At 69.7% G+C, this 18,367-nt stretch carries 20 protein-coding genes; 8 read left to right on the top strand and 12 right to left on the bottom strand.

Annotated elements, in window-relative coordinates:
- Window positions 1-21: 21 nt before the first annotated feature.
- Window positions 22-1,221, bottom strand: a complete 1,200-nt coding sequence (locus ACFFGH_RS25450; protein ID WP_386673580.1) for a S8 family peptidase — start codon at window positions 1,219-1,221, stop codon at window positions 22-24.
- 227 nt (window positions 1,222-1,448) lie between these two features.
- Here ACFFGH_RS25450 and ACFFGH_RS25445 point away from each other — a divergent pair, with 227 nt between their 5' ends.
- Together ACFFGH_RS25445 and ACFFGH_RS25440 are read left to right on the top strand one after the other, a co-directional pair.
- The gene (locus ACFFGH_RS25445) at window positions 1,449-2,105 is read left to right on the top strand and encodes a hypothetical protein (RefSeq protein WP_386673578.1); all 657 of its coding nucleotides are present in this window, start codon (window positions 1,449-1,451) and stop codon (window positions 2,103-2,105) included.
- A gap of 222 nt (window positions 2,106-2,327) precedes the next feature.
- Window positions 2,328-2,966, top strand: coding sequence for a hypothetical protein (locus ACFFGH_RS25440; protein WP_386673576.1), 639 nt, complete (start codon window positions 2,328-2,330; stop codon window positions 2,964-2,966).
- A gap of 85 nt (window positions 2,967-3,051) precedes the next feature.
- On the opposite strand, the gene ACFFGH_RS25435 is transcribed toward ACFFGH_RS25440, so the two are convergent.
- Window positions 3,052-3,219: a hypothetical protein gene (locus ACFFGH_RS25435; protein ID WP_386673574.1), complete on the bottom strand. Its 168-nt coding sequence runs from the start codon at window positions 3,217-3,219 to the stop codon at window positions 3,052-3,054.
- Between the two features lie 296 nt (window positions 3,220-3,515).
- On the opposite strand from ACFFGH_RS25435, the gene ACFFGH_RS25430 reads away from it, so the two are divergent.
- From ACFFGH_RS25430 to ACFFGH_RS25420, 3 genes are all read left to right on the top strand, one after another.
- Complete coding sequence (locus ACFFGH_RS25430) at window positions 3,516-3,773, top strand: DUF6458 family protein (RefSeq protein WP_386673572.1); 258 nt, start codon at window positions 3,516-3,518, stop codon at window positions 3,771-3,773.
- A gap of 65 nt (window positions 3,774-3,838) precedes the next feature.
- Entirely contained in the window at window positions 3,839-4,063 is a 225-nt protein-coding gene (locus tag ACFFGH_RS25425) for a hypothetical protein (protein WP_386673570.1), read from the top strand.
- Complete coding sequence (locus ACFFGH_RS25420) at window positions 4,060-4,698, top strand: hypothetical protein (RefSeq protein WP_386673568.1); 639 nt, start codon at window positions 4,060-4,062, stop codon at window positions 4,696-4,698. Before ACFFGH_RS25425 ends, ACFFGH_RS25420 begins: the two co-directional genes overlap by 4 nt.
- 22 nt (window positions 4,699-4,720) lie before the next feature.
- Here the strand turns inward: ACFFGH_RS25420 and ACFFGH_RS25415 are convergent, their stop codons facing one another.
- From ACFFGH_RS25415 to ACFFGH_RS25375, 9 genes are all read right to left on the bottom strand, one after another.
- Window positions 4,721-6,847, bottom strand: coding sequence for an ABC transporter ATP-binding protein (locus ACFFGH_RS25415; RefSeq protein ID WP_386673566.1), 2,127 nt, complete (start codon window positions 6,845-6,847; stop codon window positions 4,721-4,723).
- Complete coding sequence (locus ACFFGH_RS25410; protein ID WP_386673564.1) at window positions 6,844-8,577, bottom strand: ABC transporter ATP-binding protein; 1,734 nt, start codon at window positions 8,575-8,577, stop codon at window positions 6,844-6,846. Before ACFFGH_RS25410 ends, ACFFGH_RS25415 begins: the two co-directional genes overlap by 4 nt.
- A 230-nt stretch (window positions 8,578-8,807) precedes the next feature.
- The gene (locus ACFFGH_RS25405; RefSeq protein ID WP_386673562.1) at window positions 8,808-9,845 is read right to left on the bottom strand and encodes an iron-siderophore ABC transporter substrate-binding protein; all 1,038 of its coding nucleotides are present in this window, start codon (window positions 9,843-9,845) and stop codon (window positions 8,808-8,810) included.
- Between the two features lie 53 nt (window positions 9,846-9,898).
- Window positions 9,899-10,750, bottom strand: a complete 852-nt coding sequence (locus ACFFGH_RS25400) for an ABC transporter ATP-binding protein (RefSeq protein ID WP_386673560.1) — start codon at window positions 10,748-10,750, stop codon at window positions 9,899-9,901.
- Window positions 10,750-11,796 carry a FecCD family ABC transporter permease gene (locus ACFFGH_RS25395; protein WP_386673558.1) on the bottom strand — a complete coding sequence of 349 codons (1,047 nt, stop codon included), beginning with the start codon at window positions 11,794-11,796 and terminating at the stop codon, window positions 10,750-10,752. Before ACFFGH_RS25395 ends, ACFFGH_RS25400 begins: the two co-directional genes overlap by 1 nt.
- Window positions 11,793-12,755: a FecCD family ABC transporter permease gene (locus ACFFGH_RS25390; protein ID WP_386673556.1), complete on the bottom strand. Its 963-nt coding sequence runs from the start codon at window positions 12,753-12,755 to the stop codon at window positions 11,793-11,795. The genes ACFFGH_RS25395 and ACFFGH_RS25390 overlap by 4 nt, the downstream gene beginning before the upstream one ends.
- Window positions 12,756-12,840: 85 nt before the next feature.
- Window positions 12,841-13,794, bottom strand: a complete 954-nt coding sequence (locus ACFFGH_RS25385; protein ID WP_386673554.1) for a siderophore-interacting protein — start codon at window positions 13,792-13,794, stop codon at window positions 12,841-12,843.
- Window positions 13,795-13,920: 126 nt separating this feature from the next.
- Window positions 13,921-14,994 carry a Gfo/Idh/MocA family protein gene (locus ACFFGH_RS25380; protein WP_386673552.1) on the bottom strand — a complete coding sequence of 358 codons (1,074 nt, stop codon included), beginning with the start codon at window positions 14,992-14,994 and terminating at the stop codon, window positions 13,921-13,923.
- 108 nt (window positions 14,995-15,102) lie between these two features.
- On the bottom strand, window positions 15,103-15,690 hold the full coding sequence (locus ACFFGH_RS25375) for a TetR/AcrR family transcriptional regulator (protein ID WP_386673550.1): 588 nt from the start codon (window positions 15,688-15,690) through the stop codon (window positions 15,103-15,105).
- 50 nt (window positions 15,691-15,740) lie between these two features.
- On the opposite strand from ACFFGH_RS25375, the gene ACFFGH_RS25370 reads away from it, so the two are divergent.
- Together ACFFGH_RS25370 and ACFFGH_RS25365 are read left to right on the top strand one after the other, a co-directional pair.
- Window positions 15,741-16,646, top strand: coding sequence for an alpha/beta fold hydrolase (locus ACFFGH_RS25370; protein WP_386673549.1), 906 nt, complete (start codon window positions 15,741-15,743; stop codon window positions 16,644-16,646).
- 171 nt (window positions 16,647-16,817) lie between these two features.
- Window positions 16,818-17,324, top strand: coding sequence for a DUF2231 domain-containing protein (locus ACFFGH_RS25365; protein WP_386673547.1), 507 nt, complete (start codon window positions 16,818-16,820; stop codon window positions 17,322-17,324).
- 24 nt (window positions 17,325-17,348) lie between these two features.
- Here the strand turns inward: ACFFGH_RS25365 and ACFFGH_RS25360 are convergent, their stop codons facing one another.
- The gene (locus ACFFGH_RS25360; protein WP_386673545.1) at window positions 17,349-17,828 is read right to left on the bottom strand and encodes a MarR family winged helix-turn-helix transcriptional regulator; all 480 of its coding nucleotides are present in this window, start codon (window positions 17,826-17,828) and stop codon (window positions 17,349-17,351) included.
- A gap of 177 nt (window positions 17,829-18,005) precedes the next feature.
- Here ACFFGH_RS25360 and ACFFGH_RS25355 point away from each other — a divergent pair, with 177 nt between their 5' ends.
- On the top strand, window positions 18,006-18,296 hold the full coding sequence (locus ACFFGH_RS25355; RefSeq protein WP_386673543.1) for a hypothetical protein: 291 nt from the start codon (window positions 18,006-18,008) through the stop codon (window positions 18,294-18,296).
- Window positions 18,297-18,367 lie beyond the last annotated feature (71 nt).

Below are 18,367 nucleotides of genomic sequence, written 5' to 3'. Positions count from 1 at the left end.
CGTTCGAATCGGGACATTCGGTCACGAAGACCCGTCCGGCGCCACCGCCAGCCCTGCCCCGCGGTCGGCGGCGTCCAGGCCGTCGACAAGCGTGTCCACGCGGGCTGTCGCTCGCAGCTTCGCCACCACGGTCTGCACGATCAGCTGCAACGGCAGCCCGGAGGCGCGAATTTGCTCCCACCAGAGCGCGGAGAGACCCGCGACGTGCGGGGTCGCCATGCTCGTTCCGCTCATCGCCCTGAGTCCGCCACCCGCCTCGGCGGAGAGGATGCCCACGCCGGGCGCGGCGATCATCGGGAAGGTGTTCGAGAACGGTGCGATGTCGAGACGGTCCCCGCTCCTGCCGAGCGCCCCGACTGAGACCACGCCGTCGGCTGCCGCCGGGAGCGACGTCGCGATCTCGAAATTCGGGTTCACATTCCGCTGGCTCTCATTGCCGGCGGCAGCGACGACGACTGCACCGCCGCCGAATGCCTCGCGGGCCCGCGCCAGCGACATCACCGCGTCGAAGAGGCGCAGATTCCCCCGGAACAGCTCCAGTGCACGCGAGGTGGCGAGCGCAGGCGGCCATCCCGCCTGCACGCTCTCATCGACCAAGCCGGGGAAGTCGAAGCCGAGCGACATCGAGATCACATTCGCCCCGTTGTCCAACGCCCACTGGATCGCGCTGAGGAGCATCTCGGAGTCGCCCCCGCCCTCCGCGCCCAGCACCTTGGCGATCAGCGCCTTCGGCACGCCAGGTGCCACGCCGATCCGCTGGCCGTCGACGTCGCGGCCGAACACCGTCCCCGCACAGTGCGTGCCGTGCCCGTTCCCGTCACCGTCGCCTTCACCGGTGAAGTCGCGCTGCACGATGTCGACACCCTGGAACGCCGGGTGCGTCGCGTCGATGCCGGTGTCCAGCACGGCGACCACCGTCCCCTGGCCGGTGAACGGCGACGTGTCCGCGCCGACGGCTGCCACGCCCCAGGTGGCGGGCGCGTCGGCTGCCGGTGCGACGGCGACCGGTTCGATCAGGCGTGTCGGCATCGCGGGCGCGAGAGCGACAACCGTCTGGTCGCGGAGCAGCTCGGCGCGATCATGGTGGTCGAGCTGCAGCACCTCGATCCGCGGCTCCGGGGGGCCGCTGATCGCGCGGACGCCGGGTCCGAAGCTTGCGTTGCCGAAGGGATCGCCGACAGCGCCGCGCTCCAGGTCCTTCAGGACGATGTACTTCTCCATGGTGGTCCCCTTCTCTCGCGCCGTATGCCCGGTGCCCCGCGCCGATGCCGTCCAATGAGCGTGAAGGACTCAGGCACCACCGTGGACCGTCCCCACGAGATTAGGGGTGGCCACGCCGGAGAGTCAGGGGCGAAGGTCCTTGCCGCCCCTACCGGCAGCTGAGCGACGATCAAAACGTCGCAAACGTTGGGTGGTGGCTGGGGTGGCGGCGGGCGCACACTCATCTCATGAACCGTTCACGAGCATTCACAGCACTCGGCGCCGCCATGGTCGGCGGCGCGCTCGTTCTTGCACTCAGCGGATGCGCGGGCAGCGCCGCGCCCGCCGCTGACGCCGCCGGTGGCGACGCCCCTCCTGCCGTTCCAGCCTCCAATCCCGCAGCGCCCGGCGAGGTCCTCGGGCAGGGCACCGTACTCCAGGTCGACGGTGAGGAGCCGATGTTCTGCCTCGGTGCGGTGATGGAGTCTTACCCGCCGCAGTGCAGTGGACCGGAGATCGTCGGCTGGGACTGGACCGCGGTGGATGGCTCCGAATCGGCATCCGGGGTCACCTGGGGCACGTACGCGGTGCAGGGCACCTGGGACGGAACGAAGTTCACCGTGACGCAGCCGCCGATCATGCTCGCGCTCTACGACCCGATGAAGGTGGTCGACCCGTTCACCGACCCGGCCAACGCCGGCTCGTTGACGGAGGCCGAGCTCGCAGACCTGCAGGAGAAGGTGAACAACGACGAGTTCGTCGAGGCGCTCGCCTCCTGGCCCGAGAACGGCTACCTCTTCGTGCAGGTGATCTACGACGACGGATCGGTGCAGGACTACTTCGATGCGGTCCACGGCGAGGACGTCGTGCAGGTGCGGTCAGCACTCCGCGACCTCGAGAGCTAGTTCCTGACGGTTCGGCAACGACTCGAGTCGTTGCCGAACCGTTACCGAGCGCCCCCAGCATGGGGGATTTGCGGCCTCACGCAGCGCCGATAGTGTCCCCGCAAGGAACGACTCAGTTCCTGCGCCAGGAATTTGCGGAACGAGGGCCGTCGGCGCACGGGGGAGCAGTGCGGACGATTCGCCGGGGGCGGCAGCGTTCGCGACACGGGGGAGCTGCACAGCATGTTGAGTTGGTTTGTCGGCCTTGGCTTGGCCGCGAAGATCGGTGTCGGCGCCACCGCAGCCACGGTCGGCGTCGTGGGCGCCGGCGCGGCGCACGTCCTGCCGCCGGTCGCTCAGGAGGCGTTCGACACGGTGGTGGCCACCGCGCTTCCGACGGGGGACGACAGCTCGGACGACTCCGTCGAGGTCCGGGGTGACCTCCGCGGCGACGGCACGCCTGAAGACCACGTCGGGCACGACATCCTCGACGAGGAGTCCGAGAACTCGTCCGACGACGACTCCGACTCGCGCGACGACGCCGACGCGGATGGGTCCGAGCGCGACGACGATTCGGGTCACCAGGGTGCGGATCATGACGACTCCGGTGACGACCACGCCGCCGCACGCGATGAGCAGCGCCGCCTGGCCGAGGACGCGGAGGAGGAGGCCGAGCGGCTCGAGGAGCTGGCGGAGGAAGAGGCCGAGCGGCTCGAGGACGAGGCCGAGGAGGCGCAGGAGCGCGCCGAGGAAGAGGCCGAGCGGCTCGAAGAGGAAGCGGAGGCGCGCGAGCGGGCCGCCAAGCGTGCGCTGCAGGAGAACGACTCGGACCGCCACTCAGACGATGACGATGACGATGAGGACGACGGGGACGACGACTGATCCGTCCGCGCAGCTGACGTCAACTGATCACGAAGAAGCCCCCGAGACCGGTACCGGTCGCGGGGGCCTTCTCGTGCGTGTGCGCTCAGACTCCTCGTCGGCCGCCCATTGCGCGGACGATGAAGAGGATGATCGCGACGACCAGCAGGATGATGCCCACCCACAGCAAGAACTGCAGGGCCTGGTTGAACCCGCCGAGCAGGAGCAGGATCAGGGCGACCACCGCAATGATGATGAGAAGAGTGTTGTTCATGGGGTACCAGTTCCTTTGACGTCTTTGGCGACCAGCGCCGGCTTCCATGTTTTATTCAGTGGACGCTTGTGTAGCGCCCAGGTTCAGCATGGTGGGAACGAGCGGCGGCCACAAGGATTCAAGAGACGCTTACAGGAATGCCTCGGGATTCGGGGGACACGGAAGAAATTCGGCCACGACCTTCGGCCCGAATCCAGCGAATACTCAGCTAACTATGCAAAATCGCTCGGTACCAATGCTGGGCCTCGCCTTACCCCACCGAATGTGGCCCTGCGCTGACCCGAATGGAGCCGAGAATGAGTATCGGAGCCGGAATTTTCATGTTCGTCGTGGGTGCCATCCTGGCTTTCGCACTCAACGTCGAGGCGGGCTGGATCGATCTGCAGCTCGTCGGCTACCTGCTGATGGCCGGCGGGGTGGTCACCGTGCTGATCGGGCTGGTGTTCCTCTTCCGTCGCCGGAGCGCGGTCGCGACCACTCGCACGGCCGCCGATCCGGCGTCCGGTGAGCGCGTCACCCAACGTTCCGCCAGCTCGGACGGTCCCCTCGTCTGATCTCGAGGCGGCCGGTGCGGACGCGAACAGCGCCCGCACCGACCGTCGCGCCCGAGGAGGGCCCTATGAGCACCATCACTCTCGCAACCGGAGACGTCTACATCGCGCGGCTGCACGGTGGCGAGTTCGATGGCGTCGACCGGTACGCGATGGCGGAGTCCGACAGCCCGAATACCATCGTGGTCATGCAAGGCAGCGATGGAATTCCCGTGGAGTACGAATGGAACGGCTTCCTCGCCCACGGGTGCGGGGTCGTCAGCGCAGGATATTCGCTGCGTCGAGGAGCATGAACCGCCGGCTGATCGCGCTCGCGCTCGCCGGGGCCATGCTCGGAGGGTGCGCGTCGCAGCAACCGCCGGACTATTCCGCCACGGTGGCCGCTGCACTGCAGGATCGCGTGCTCACCGTCACGGAGGCAGCCGCGGACGGCGACGCGCTCACCGCCCTGCTGCGCCTGCAGGAGCTCGAGGCAGCGGCCTACGACGCTGCGGCGAAATCGCTCGTCTCACAGGCGCGGCTCGCCAGCATCCTGTCGAGCATCGCCCTGGTTCGCGCCGATCTGGAGAAGGCGCTCTCGCAGGCCGAGCTGGCCGAGCTTCAGAAGCGGCTCGACCAGCTCGAGCAGGAGAAGCCGGAACCGCCGGCCTCCCCGGGCGGAACCGGGTCTTCCGGTGCCGACAGCGGCGAGGGCGCTACCGAGTCCGAGGAGCAGCAGAAGGCGGAGAAGGAGGCTGCGAAGAAGGCAGCCGAGCAGCAGAAGAAGGACCAGGAAGCGGCCCGGAAGGCTGCGGAGGAACAGCGCAAAGCCGAGGAAGAGGCGCGGAAGAAGGCGGAGGAAGCCGCGAAGAAGGAAGAGGAAGCGGCGAAGAAACAGGCCGAGGAGCAGGCCGAAGACGAGCAGTCCGAGGACGACGACGACGACTGAGCCCGCTCCCGGCCTCCCCGCTTCAGGACTCCAGAGAGTCCTCCAGCTGCTCCGACAACCGCTCCGATAGTGACTCGCCCGAGACGCCGGTCCGCTCCGGTGCCGTCAGCGGCTCCTCCGGGTCCGCGGCCGCGTGCTCGAACTGTGCGTTGTAGAGCCGCCAGTAGGCGCCCTCCCGCACGATGAGCCCGTCATGCGTGCCCTGTTCCACGATGGAGCCGTGCTCCATGACCAGGATGAGATCCGCGTCGCGGATGGTGGACAGCCGGTGTGCGATCACGAATGAGGTGCGCCCCTCGCGGAGCGCGGCCATCGCGTGCTGCAGCAGCAGCTCGGTGCGGGTGTCCACCGATGAAGTCGCCTCATCGAGGATGAGCACCGACGGCTGCGCCACGAACGCCCGTGCGATCGTGATCAGCTGCTTCTCGCCCGCGGAGACGTTCGCGGCGTCCTCGTCCAGCAGGGTGTCGTAGCCGTCCGGCAGCGAGTGGACGAACCGGTCGACGTATGTCGCCTTCGCGGCGGCGATGATCTCCTCGTCGGTCGCGGTCTGGCGACCGTAGCGGATGTTCTCCCGGATCGTCCCGGCGAACAGCCACGGGTCCTGCAGCACCATGCCGGTGCGGGAGCGCAGGTCGCGCCGCGTCAGCTCGGCGGTGTCCTGCCCGTCGAGCAGGATGCGGCCGCCGTCGAGCTCGTAGAACCGCATGATCAGGTTCACCAGTGTGGTCTTGCCCGCGCCGGTCGGGCCGACGATCGCCACCGTCTGCCCCGGCTCGACGGTGAACGACAGGTCCCGGATGAGTGGACGATCCGGGGAGTACGAGAACGAGACGTTCTCGAACGCGATGGTGCCGGCGCCGTCCTCGGGCTCCGGCGCCTCCACGGGGTCGGGCTCCTGCTCGTCCTCGTCGAGCAGCCGGAACACCCGCTCCGCGGAGGCGGTGCCGGACTGCACGACCGCCGCCATGCCGCCGAGCTGCGAGAGCGGCTGGGTGAACTGCTGCGAGTACTGGATGAACGCCTGCACGTCGCCGAGCCGCAGCTGACCGCCGGCCACCATGAGTCCGCCGAGCACGGCGATGCCGACGTAGGTGAGGTTTCCGATGAACATCATTCCGGGCATGATCATGCCGGAGAGGAACTGTGCCTTGAACGCGGCCTCGTAGAGCTCCTCGTTCTCCTTGGCGAACTCGGCCCGGGCCTCCGCCTCCCGGCCGAACACCTTCACCAGCGCATGCCCCGAGAAGGACTCCTCGACCCGCGCGTTGAGCCGCCCGACCTTCTTCCACTGGGTTCCGAACGCCTGCTGCGACTTGGGTCCGATGATCCCGAAGATGACACCCATCAGCGGGAGCGAGATGAGCGCGACGATGGTGAGCTGCCAGGAGATCGAGAACATCATGACCAGCACGCCCACCACGGTGAGGATGTTGGTCAACGCGCCGGAGAGTGACTGCTGCATCGTCTGGGTGATGTTGTCGATGTCGTTCGTCACCCGGGAGATGAGCTCGCCGCGCTGCACCTTGTCGAAGTAGGCCAGCGGAAGCCGGTGGATCTTCTCCTCGACCGACTCGCGCAGCCGCCACATCGCGCGGACCATGATCACGTTGATGACGTAGCCCTGCACCCACGACAGGAACGACGCGGCGACGTAAAGGCCGAGCACCACCATGAGCACCTGGCCGAGGCGGATGAAGTCCACGCCGGACCCTGGGACGAGGTTCGTCATCGCGGCGACGATGTTCGCGAGGTCCTCCTGCCCGGACTCCCGGAGCCCCGCGACGACCTGCTCCTGCGAGGTGCCGGCTGGCAACTGCGACGAGACGAAGCCCTCGAAGATGATGTTCGTCGCCTCACCCAGCACCCGCGGGGCGAGCACGGTGAAGAGGACGCCGATCGCGCCGAGGATGGAGACGAGGACGAGGCCCATCGCGTGGGGCTTCAGCAGGCCCAGCAGCCGGCGGAAGCTCTGCCCGAAGTTCTCCGGCTTGCCCTGGGGAAGGCTGCTCCAGTCGTCGGCGGAGGCCCGCGCCTGCTCCGCCTTCAGCTCCTCCTCCCGTTCCGCGTCGGACTGGCGTGGGTCGGTCGTGGTTGTGACGGCGCCCGCCTGCTCTGCCGCCTGCTTGCGCCGGGTGCGGTCGCTCATGCCTGTGCCTCCACTCCGAGCTGGGATTCGACGATCTCGCGATAGGTGGCGCTCGTCTCGAGCAGCCGATCGTGGGTGCCGATGCCCACTGCGTGGCCGTCCTCCAGCACGATGATGCGGTCCGCATCCGTGATGGTCGACACACGCTGCGCGACGACGATCTTCGTGGTGTGTCGCAGCTCACGCCAAAGCGCCTGCCGCAGTCTGGCATCCGTCCGCAGGTCCAGCGCCGAGAAGGAATCGTCGAAGACGAGGATGTCGGGCTCGTGCACGATGGCGCGGGCGATGGCGAGCCGCTGCCGCTGGCCGCCGGAGACGTTGGTTCCGCCCTGCGCGATCGGGGAGTCCAGCTGCTCCGGCATCTCGCGGACGAAGTCGGCGGCCTGCGCGATCTCGAGCGCATGCCACAGCTCCTCGTCGGTGGCGTCAGCCTTGCCGAAGCGGAGGTTCGAGCCGACCGTGCCGTTGAAGAGGAACGGCCGCTGCGGCACCAGCCCGATCGTCGACCACAGGGTCGGCAGGTCGGCGTCGCGCACATCGACGCCGCCGACGAGCACCGATCCGTCGGTCACGTCGAACAGGCGGGGGATGAGGGAGACCAGCGTGGTCTTGCCCGCGCCGGTCGAGCCGATGATGGCGACCGTCTCGCCGGGCTCGGCACGGAAGCTCACCCCGTCCAGCACAGGATGCTCGGCCCCGGGGTAGCTGAACGTGGCGTTCCGGAACTCCACGGTGCCGCGGGTCTTGAACTGGTACACCGGCTCAGCCGGCGGCAGCAGCGTCGACTGGCTCGCGAGCACCTCGCCGATCCGGTCGGCGCTCACCGCCGCGCGCGGGATCATCACGGTCATGAAGCTCGCCATGAGCACGCCCATGAGGATCTGCATCACGTACGCCATGAACGCGAAGAGGCTGCCGATCTGTACCTCACCGCGATCGACCGCGATCCCGCCGAACCAGATCACGCCGACCACGGTCACGTTGAGCACCAGCATGAACACCGGGAACAGCAGAACGAAGAGCGAGCCGACCTTGCGGCCGACGATCATGATGTCGGTGTTCGCCGCGCGGAACCGCTCCTCCTCGATCGGCTCCCGCACGAAGGCCCGGACGACGCGGATGCCGGTGAGCTGCTCGCGCATGATGCGGTTGACGTTGTCGAGCTTCTCCTGGAACTGCCGGAAGAGGGGCACCATCCGCCCGACGATGAGAAGCGCGACCAGCAGCAGGATTGGGACCGCGACGGCGATGAGCCAACTGAGCCCCACATCCTCACGCAGCGCCATGATGATGCCGCCGACGGCCAGCAGCGGGGCGGTGACCAGCATGGTGGCGCCCATCATCGCGAGCATCTGCACCTGCTGCACGTCGTTGGTGTTGCGGGTGATGAGCGAGCCGGCGCCGAACTGCGAGACCTCGCGCTCGGAGAACCCGCTGACCTTCTCGAAGACGTCGTTGCGGATCTCGCGGCCGACCCGCATCGCCGCCTTCGCGGCGAGGTAGGTGGCGATGACGGCGGCGACGATCTGGCCGAGCGAGATGCCGAGCATCAGCACGCCGGTGGACCAGATGTAGCCGGTGTCACCGCGGGCGACGCCGTTGTCGATGATGTCCGCGTTGAGGCTGGGCAGGTACAGCGAGGCCAGCACCGAGATGAACTGGAATCCCAGCACGCCGATCAGGAGCCCGCGGTGCGGCTTGAGGTAGGTCAGGAGCAGTCGTCCGAGCATGAGGCTTCCTGGTCGTGATCGTGGAGCGTGAGAAAGGGGCGCGGGATGACGGCGTGCGGCGTGGGTCGCACCCCGTTCAGCGGCGGCGGCACCCCACACTACGCCGACCCGGCGACACTCGGGGGCGCCGCCGTTTCGCCCTGCGCGAATTCCTCCCGGAACGCGAATCGGCGGAGCCGGAGCGGCGCATCGCCGATCCGACCCCGCCGAGGAATTGCGGGCGCGAGGGCTCAGCCGGCGTCCGCCGCCAGTGCCGCCTCCGACAGCTCCGTCACGAAGGTGTCGAGCCCCCAGGTGAGCGACAGCGCCGTGGGCGGCGAGACCGCGGCGACCAGTTCCGGACCGGTCAGGGTGGCCACCGCGCCGGACTGCACCTGCGGCATCACACTCGCGGCGCCCGACTCGAGGAACGCCTGCTGCTCTTCCTCGGTCGCGGCGAAGCTCACCAGCACGTCACTCTCCAGCTGATCGAGGTTCTCGTAGCTGAGCGTGTAGTAGAACGTCGACTCGCCCGTGGACAGCTCGTCCACCGCCGGCGCGCTCTCGAACCCCAGGTCGAGCGCGAACTCGGCGCGCGGGTCGGTCTTCTCGTAGACGTAGAAGGTGCCCGCCGAGTCGGCGACCATCGCGATGGACTTCCCCTCGAACTCCGGGTGCGCCTCCGCCTGCTCGGCGATCTGCGCGTCGATGTCCTCCAGCAGCAGAGCCGCCTCATCCGACTTGCCGAGCGACTCGGCGACGATGTCGATCACGTCCCGCCACGGCGTCGACCAGGCGGTCTCGGGATAGGCGACCGTCGGCGCGATCTCCTTCAGCAGGTCGTACTGCTCCTGCGTGACGCCGGAGTACGGGGCGAGGATGACGTCTGGCGCGGCCTCGGCGAGCTGCTCGTACGGCGGCTCCTCACCCTCCGCCAGCATCGTCGGCATCTCGGCGCCCTGCGTCTCGAGCTCCTCCGCGATCCAGGGAAGCAGGCCGTTCTCGTCGCCGCCGTAGCTCTGCACCGGGATGGCGACCGGAACCACGCCGAGCGCGATCGCCGCATCGGCACTCGCCCACCCCCACGTGGCGACCCTGGTCGGCTCCTCCTCGATCGTGGTCTCGCCGAACGCGTGCTCGATCGTGACCGGGAAGTCGCCGGAGGCGGCCTGCTCGCCGCCCTCTGCGGACTGGGACGTGCCGGCGCAGCCGGCGAGCAGCACGGCGGCGCTCAGCACGAGCGCCGATGCGCTCGTGCGGATCGCTGTGTTCGTTCGGAAGGTGGACACGGATCTCCTCAAGGTGGTGGGTTTTGTTCGCTGTGTTGAGTGGAAGGAATGGGTCAGTGGGGGGTGTGGGCCGGGAGCGGTGCGGCGTGGAACCGGCCGATCGGCACCACCATCGGCGAGCCGCTCACCGGGTCCGGAATGATCCGGGCGGTCAGGCCGAAGGCCTCGGCGACGCAGTGCTCGGTGATCACCTGTGCCGGCGGGCCTTGGGCGAGGATGCGGCCGGCGGACATCACGATGAGCTCGTCGGCGTACCTGGCCGCGAGGTTCAGGTCGTGGAGCACCATCGCGATCGTCGTTCCGCGGGTGCGGTTGAGACCGGTGAGCAGGTCGAGCACCTCGATCTGGTGCGTCACGTCGAGGAACGTCGTCGGCTCGTCGAGGAGCAGCAGCTCCGGGTCCTGGGCCAGCACCATGGCGATCCAGACCCGCTGCCGCTGCCCTCCGGAGAGATCCTCGACACGCCGGTGGGCGAGGTCCTGCGTGTCCGTCGCGGCGAGCGCTTCCGCCACGATCGCATCGTCCTGGGAGGTCCACTGCCGGAACCAGCCCTGGTGGGGGTACCTGCCGCGTCCGACCAGCTCGCCCACGGTGATGCCGTCCGGGGCGATCGGCTGCTGGGGGAGCAGGCCGAGCACGGCGGCCACCTCCTTGGAGGGCAGCTTCGCCAGGTCCGTGCCGTCGAGCAGCACCCGGCCGTCGCGTGGCCGCAGCAGCCGGGCGAGCCCGCGCAGCAGGGTCGACTTGCCGCTGGCGTTGGCGCCGACGATGACGGTGACCCGGCCGGTCGCCAAGGTGAGGTCGAGGCCTTCCACGATGCTGGCGCCGTCGTAGCCGAGCGCGAGTCCGTCCGCCCGGAGTTCGTGCGACTGTGGCCGGTTCGGTGTCCGGTTCTCCGCGGCCATCAGACGCCCCTTCCGCGACGGTTCGTGCTGGCGAGCAGCCACAGCAGCCCAGGTGCGCCGACCGCGCCGGTGATGATGCCGGCCGGGATCTGCGACCCGGCGCCGAGCAGATGCTGTCCCACCAGATCGGCGCCGAGCACCATGGCGCCACCGACCAGGGCGGCGACGCCGAGCACGGCGCGGTCGGCGGACACCAGGCGCCTCGCGATCGGGGCGGCGAGGAACGCGACGAACGCGACCGGCCCGGTCGCCGCGGTCGCCGTGGCTGCCAGTGCGACGGCGACGACGAGCAAGGCCAGTCGCAACCGCTCGGATCGAATCCCGAGGGAGGTGGCGGTGTCGTCGCCGAGCTGAAGGATGCTGAGCGGCCGGGCGAGCAGGAGCGCGGCGGGGAGCAGCACGACGAGGGCGACCGCGACCAGCGCGACATCGTCCCAACCGGTGCCGGCGAGACTGCCGACGAGCCAGACCAGCGCCGCCTGCGCATCCTGCACGTCACCACGGCTGAGCAGGTAGTTGAGCACCGACGTGGCGACGAAGGCGAAGGCGATGCCGATGAGCGCGAACCGGTAGCCGGTCACCCCGCCGCGTCGCGCGAGCAGGTAGATGGCGAGAGCGACGACGAGCGCACCGAGGAACGCCACGGCCGAGAGTGCCGCCCCGCTGAGACCGAAGAGCAGGAGCCCGGCTACTGCCGCGGCGCTGGCGCCCGTCGTCACGCCGATGATGTCGGGGCTCGCGATCGGGTTCCGCAGCACCGCCTGGAAGGTGGCGCCCGACACGGCCAGCGCGGCGCCGACCAGCGCCCCGAGCAGCACCCGCGGGAGCCGGAGTCTGGTGACCACGAACTCATCGCCGCCACTGCCCTGGCCGAGCAGTGCCGCGACCAGGTCCGGCACCGCGATCGTGTAGTCGCCGAGCGACATCCCCAGGGCCGCGAGGGCGAGCACCAGGACGCCGAGTGCGGCGTGCACGCCGGTCGAGTGCCGGCGGCGCGCCGCACGCGTGGCCCGGAGCGGCGTGGACAGTGCTGACGCGGCGGTCACAGGGCGGCCAGCTTCGTGCGGCGCACGAGCGCGATGAGCAGGGGAGCGCCGAGGAACGCGACCACGATGCCGACCTCGAGCTCCCCGGGGCGGAGGACGAGGCGGCCCAGAACGTCGGCGACCAGCATCAGCACCGGACCGAGCAGGGCGGAGTAGGCGAGGATCCAGCGGTAATCCGGTCCGGCGATCCAGCGTGCGGCGTGCGGCACGACCAGCCCGACGAACACGACCGGGCCTGCGAGCGCCGTGCCGGCGCCGCAGAGCAGCACGACCGCCGCTCCGGTGACCGCCCGCGCAATCGGAATGTTCTGCCCCAGCCCGCGGGCGAGGTCATCGCCGAGCGCGAGCGCGTTCAGCGTCTTGGCGCCCACCGCGGCGAGCACCGCCCCGACGAGCAGGAACGGCGCCAGCGCGGCGGCGGTCTCGAGACCCCGGCCGACGAGGGACCCGACGGTCCAGAAGCGGAACCGGTCCAGGGTCTCGAGATCCGCGAGGAGCAGGATGGTGAGCAGCGATGTGAGAGCGGCGGTGAGCGCGGCGCCGGTGAGGGCCAGCTTCACCGGGGTGGCGCCCTCCCGACCTATCGACCCCACCGCGTACACGGCGACCGCCGCGGTGGCGGCGCCCGCCAGCGCGAACCAGATGAACCCGAGCGCCGTGGCCGCGCCGAACCACGTGATGCCGATCACCACGAACAGTGACGCGCCGGCATTGACGCCGAGCAGTCCGGGGTCCGCCAGCGGGTTCCGCGTGATGCCCTGGATGAGGGCCCCGGCGATGCCGAACGCCGCCCCGGCGAGCACGCCGAGGACGGTCCGCGGGATGCGCAGCTCCTGCACGACGACGTGGTCCGCGACTGAGACATCGGGAGCGAACAGCGCCTCGAAGACGCCGGCGGGGGAGATGTCGCGAGCGCCGATTGCCAGGCTTGCCAGCACGACGAGGACGAGGAGGAGCACCAGGCCGGCGAGTGGAAGCGCGCGCGGTCTGCGAGTGGCTCTCGTTCCTCCCGTCGTGGAGACCGGAGCGGAGAGGATCACCGGGTCACTGCGCCTCAGGCCTGCCGAGCCGCCAGTACCCCATGAAGGCCACCCGGCGCCGGTCGATGCCGGTCTGCGTCACGAGCAGCCGGCGGAGACGTTTGATGACGGCGGCCTCTCCCGCCAGCCATGCGTAGAACGGCGACCCGGGTGCGTCCTCTGGGCTGTCCCAGATCAGCTCGGAGTCGACATCGGTGTCGGGAACCGGCTGGATCACGTCGACGTGCGCCGACCACCAGGAGTCCGGGTTCTCCCTCACCCAGCGGGTGACGGTCGGCTCGAGGCGGGCACCGTGGTGCGCACCGTCTCGCGGCAGCCAGGTGATCGACTCCGCGTTGCGGGCGATGGGCAGCACGTCATCGGCGCTCGGCACCTCGATGAAGGCCCGCGCGCTCACCGTCTCCGGCAAGGACTCGACGATCGCGCAGATCGCCGGGGCGGCGGTCTCGTCGCCGGCGAGCAGCACGTCGCGGGCGTCGCCCGGATGCCAGTCGATGCCGACCGCGGAGTTGATGCTGTTGACGTCCGGCCCGACCAGCACCACCTCGTCGCCCGGCTCGGCCGACAGGAGCCAGTGCGCGGCCGGCCCTCCGTCGCCGTGCGCGACGAAGTCGACATCCACCTCGCGTTCCTCAGGTCGGACGTCGCGGATCGTGTACGTGCGGAACGGGTTGCGCAGCCCGTCCGGCAGTTCGCGCCACTTGGCGTACCAAGTGCCCGCGGCGAGCACCTCGGCGGAGTCGCAGCCGAAGTCGCTGATGCCCACGCCGGGGATCGGGAACACGATCTTCACGCGCTGATCGCGCCGGTCGGTGCCGAAACAGTGCAGGTCATCACCGGTGAAGGTCACGCGGGTGAAGTGGGGGGTGAGCCGGATGACCTTTGCCACAACCGCCCGGAACGGCCGGTACGCGGGCCTCGCGTCACGGACCGGCGGGGCGATTGGGAAGGTAAGCATTGCCTAAGTATGGCATGCCTAACTTCCGACCCGTCAAGCCCGGATCCGGATCATTGCGACCTCGAATCCGAGCATGACGATGTGCCGCGGCACGCGCGAGCCGGGGTCCCAATCGAGATCGGGCGGTCATCCGCCCACCTCGACCCGTGCGGGACGACCGGTGGCGGCGACCTCGTAAATCGCGCGCAGGCAGCGGAACTCGGTGACCGCATCGCGACCGAGACTGGCCAGGGATGGCTCGCCCGCCACCGCCGCGACGAAGTGCAGCAGCGGCCGGTCGAAGATCGTGAGGTCGTCCCGTTCCGGAGGTTCGACGACCTCCTCGTGGGGTTCGCCGTCGCGATCGGTGCGGAGGTGCACCGGCTGCTGGGAGTCGAACGGCGTCCAGCGCAGGGATCCGAGGGTGCCGGAGAGCTCGGCGCGCGCGAACTCCTCGCCGTGCGTGGCGCTCGCGCGCTCGAAAGCGACGTGGACGATCCCGTCGGCGGTGCCGAAGCGGAGCGTTGCGCCCGCGTGGCTCTCCGTGTCGAAGACGATGTCGGTAGGGTCGGCGCCGGTCTTCGGCTGGGCGATCCAGGCGTCGGTGACCTCCACCGCGGTGGGCCGCAGGATGTCGAAGAGCGTCGACATGTCGTATGGTCCCCAGTCCATGACCACCCCGCCGCCGCTCTGCGAGGAGTCGAGGAACCAGCGGCTCGCGGGCTGGTATTCGATGCCGGCGCGGCTGCGCGGCCACTTCGTGACGAACGTCAGCGAATAGACATCACCGAGCGCGCCGCTCGCCAGCACCCGTTTCACCGCCTCCGTGTGCGGCAGACCGCGGAAGCGGGTGCTGCACGACCCGAGCAGCATGCCGTGCTCGGTCGCGACACGGAGCATCTCTTCCGCCTCTGCCACGGACATGGCGAGCGGCTTCTCGCAGAGCACATTGCGGCCGCTGCGTGCGGCGGCCCGCGCCGGTCCGGAGTGGAATGCCGGGGGAGTGGCCACCACGGCGATGTCGCCGGGCGCGGCCGGCTCCGAGGCGAGCATCTCCTCAGCTGTCCTGAAGGCACGCGCGGACGGATGCGCGGCCAGGAACGCCGTTCGCGCGGCATCGCTGGGATCGGCGACGCGAAGCTCGACCGGCTCCCGGAGTTTCGCTGCGGCTTCCGCGTGGGTGTGGGCGATCGCCCCCGCTCCGATCAGGTACAGGCGCATCGCGCTTCCACTTCGTCGTGTGCTGCGGGAGCGACCGCACATCGCTCGGAAACAACCTACGCCAGGTCCCGTGATCGCCTCGACCGCCCGCTCACGCCGCCGGGGGCCTCAGCGGACGAACGCGCCGCGCAAGAACTGGGCGGTCCGCTCCCGATACTGCTCCGCGCTCCAGCCGAGATGCTGCGTCAGCTCCCGCCACGCCGACGGCAGCAGGGTGACGGAGACGAGGTCGGCCGCCTCCTCCGCGGTCCACCCCGGCGCCAGCCGGCCCTCGTCCGCGATCCGCTGCACAATCGCGCGGTGCCCTGCGCGCCGCTTGTCCATGCGGCTGCGCCATGCCGCGGCCATCGCCTCGTCCGTCGACTGGGCCGCTTCCAGCACGCGTGCCACTCCATCGATGCTGGGGGAGAGAGTCGCGTTCAGCGCCACCGCACGCTCGAGCATCTCCGTGCCGCTTTCCGCGGCGAACACGTGGGCGGCCATCGCTCCGACGCCGAGCTCGCCATCCATGAACTCGACGAGGGCGAGCAGCAGCCCCGGCCGGTCGCGGAAGTGGAGATACACCGCCTGCCTCGAGACGCCGGCCTCGTCGGCGATGTCGGAGAGGCGGGTCTCGGCTCCCCGGCTCTCGATCGCGGCCCATGCAGCGCGGAGGATCCGTTCCCGTGTGGATGGCGGATGCGTTTCGGTTGACACGGTGTAAACATAGTCGTAGCGTCAGGTTGACACGGTGTAAAGGAGTCGGCGTGGGTGGAGAATTCGAGTCGGCGGAACGCCGGCTGCTTGGCCGGTACGGGCTCGAGCTCGAGGAGCGACGCTTCGCGGTCGCGGGCGGAACCGGTCGCGCGCTCGTCGGCGGGGACGGTCAGCCGGTGGTGTTCGTGCCGGGAGGCGGCATGCCGGCCGCGGGCTGGGCCCCGCTCGTCGCCGCGGTTCCGGGCATCCGGGCACATCTGCTGGAACTTCCGGGGTTCGGCCTCGGCGACCTGCTTCCGGCGCCCGAACGGCCGCTGCGCGCCGCCGCCGTCGACTTCCTCGAGGCGGCGTTCGACTCCCTCGAGGTTGACCGGCCGGTGGTGGTCGCCAACTCCATGGGGGCGCTGTGGACGCTGTGGCTGGCGGCGGAGCGCCCCTCGCGGGTTTCGTCCCTGATCCTCGTCGGCTGCCCGGCGCTGCTGCTCGGAACGTCGGCGCCGCCGCCGATGCGACTGCTCTCCGTCGCCGGCCTCGGCCCGCTCCTGCTGCGACTTCAACGGCCCTCTGAACGGCAGCTGGAGCGCACGCTGGCATCCGCGGGCATCGATCTCCGCGGGAACGACGAACTGCGCGACCTCGCGCTCGCGATGGAGCGGCTGCCGCACTTCGGCGTCGCCTGGACGAGGCTGCTGCACGCTGCGATCCGGCTGCGGGGTGCCCGGCCGCAGACCGCGCTGACCGCGGAGACCCTTCGCCGCATCGAGCGGCCGGTGCAGCTCATATGGGGCGATCGCGACCCGTTCGGGCCGCCGTCGGTCGGCGAGGAGGCGGCGCGAATCCTCCGACGCGCCGAAATGCACGTCGTTCCTGGGGGGCATGCACCATGGCTGACCGATCCGGACGGTGTTGCCCGGCTCGTCGGTGAGTTCTTGACGGGCGCGCGCCGCGCCGTCTGAGTCGCCATCCAAAGGGGCGCGGCAACACTGCTATCGCCAACTGCACCCTGCTCCGGGACGCGTCTCGACCGCGAAACCGGGCGGCGTGGAGTGAGCCTGCGGCGCGGGCCCGGGCGGGAATACGCTGATCTCAAGCGGCATGCGATGGTGCGAGCCGTCCGGAGGTGCGAGATGAGTGACCTGTCTGCCTTGCGGCGGGCGAAGCGGCCGAGGACGCCGCTCGCGGGCCCGTATGGGCACCCATTCCACGCGATGCTGGTGACCGTGCCGATCGGCGCCTGGACCGGCGCGCTCGTCTTCGATCTGGTGAGCTTCTTCTCCGGCGACCCCGAGGCGTTCGTCCGCGGCGCGAAGTGGCTCGTCGGAATCGGTGTGATCGGGGCGCTCGTCGCGGCGGTGTTCGGGCTCATGGACCTGTCGATCCTCACCCGGGGCACGAAGGCGCGGCGCGTCGCCCTGACGCACATGGCGCTCAACATCGCGGCCATCGTGCTCTTCGCCGTGAGCTTCCTGCTGCGGCTCAACGGGCCGCAGGAGGGGCCCGCGGTGGCAGGATTCGTGGCGGCCCTCGTCGGGTTCGCGGCGGTCGGGGCGTCAGGGTTCCTCGGCGGCGAACTCACCTACCGCCACGGTGTCCGCGTGGCCGACGAGGAGACGCAGGCGCAGGCGCACCGCTGACCTGGCCGGGTCGGCCCGGAGCGGTCAGGCGCCGCGGGAGCGCACCGTTCGTGCGACGACGGCGAGGTATTCGTTCGCGGCTCGCACGTGCGATTCCGGGACCGCGTTCACTGCCTCCTGCACCTGCATCTCGAACGCGTCGTAGACCGCGTTCATCTTGCTGGTGCCCTCCGGTGTGAGCTCGAGCTGCAGGCTGCGGCGGTCCTGCGGATGCGGCGTGCGGACCACAAGTCCCGCGCTCTCCAGGCGGTCGATCAGCGATGTGACGGATCCGGTGGTCAGCTCCAACGAGTCGGCGAGCGCCTTCGGGGTGACGTGCTCGCCCTCGGAGATGCGACTGAGTGCCCGCACCTCGTTGGTGCCGATGTCGTGGTGGGCGGCGATGAAGCGTCGGAAGCTGTCGATGGTGCGGAACGCGGCAGTGAGGGCCAGGGCGCTCTCGTGTGCCAGCGCCCGAGTCGCCTCGGTGCCCACTGTGGCCGTGTCCGCGTGCTCGCCCGGCATCCGTGCCTCTCCTTTCTGCACCGCGACGACCGCGGCCCTGCCAAGCTAACTCGATGAGTCACTAAATCGCGAATCGAGTATTTGTCAAGTCGAGTAGATCAGAGATCAAGTAATTTGACAATCAAGATAAACGGCGTAGCGTTCACTTCCGTCGCCACTCACCCCGGGGAGAACACCATGACGCTGGAGCTCGAACGGAACACGCTCGCGCTGAACGCACATGAGCCGCTGGTGCTCGTCGGGACCGGCGACCCCGCCGAGCACCTCGTCGTCGTCGAGGGGTCACCGGCCGCGCTCGCGGTCGCGGTCATCCGAGCCGAGGAGACCGGTACGTATTGCTACCCGCACGGGCCGGCGCACCCGCGCCTCGGCCCCTTCGTGAACGCTGAGGCAGCCCTGCAGGCCTGCCGCGATGTCCAGCGCACCGAACGCTGCTACGACTCCTGCTGCCAGGGCGGCGGGTACTGACCGCCACGTCGCTCGCTTCCTGCTGAAGCACAGGCGGACGGCCGAGGGGTGGCCATCGGCCCATCCGCTCG

The organism is Lysobacter korlensis, assembly GCF_042434515.1.
This window is presented reverse-complemented; position numbering and strand designations above follow the sequence as displayed.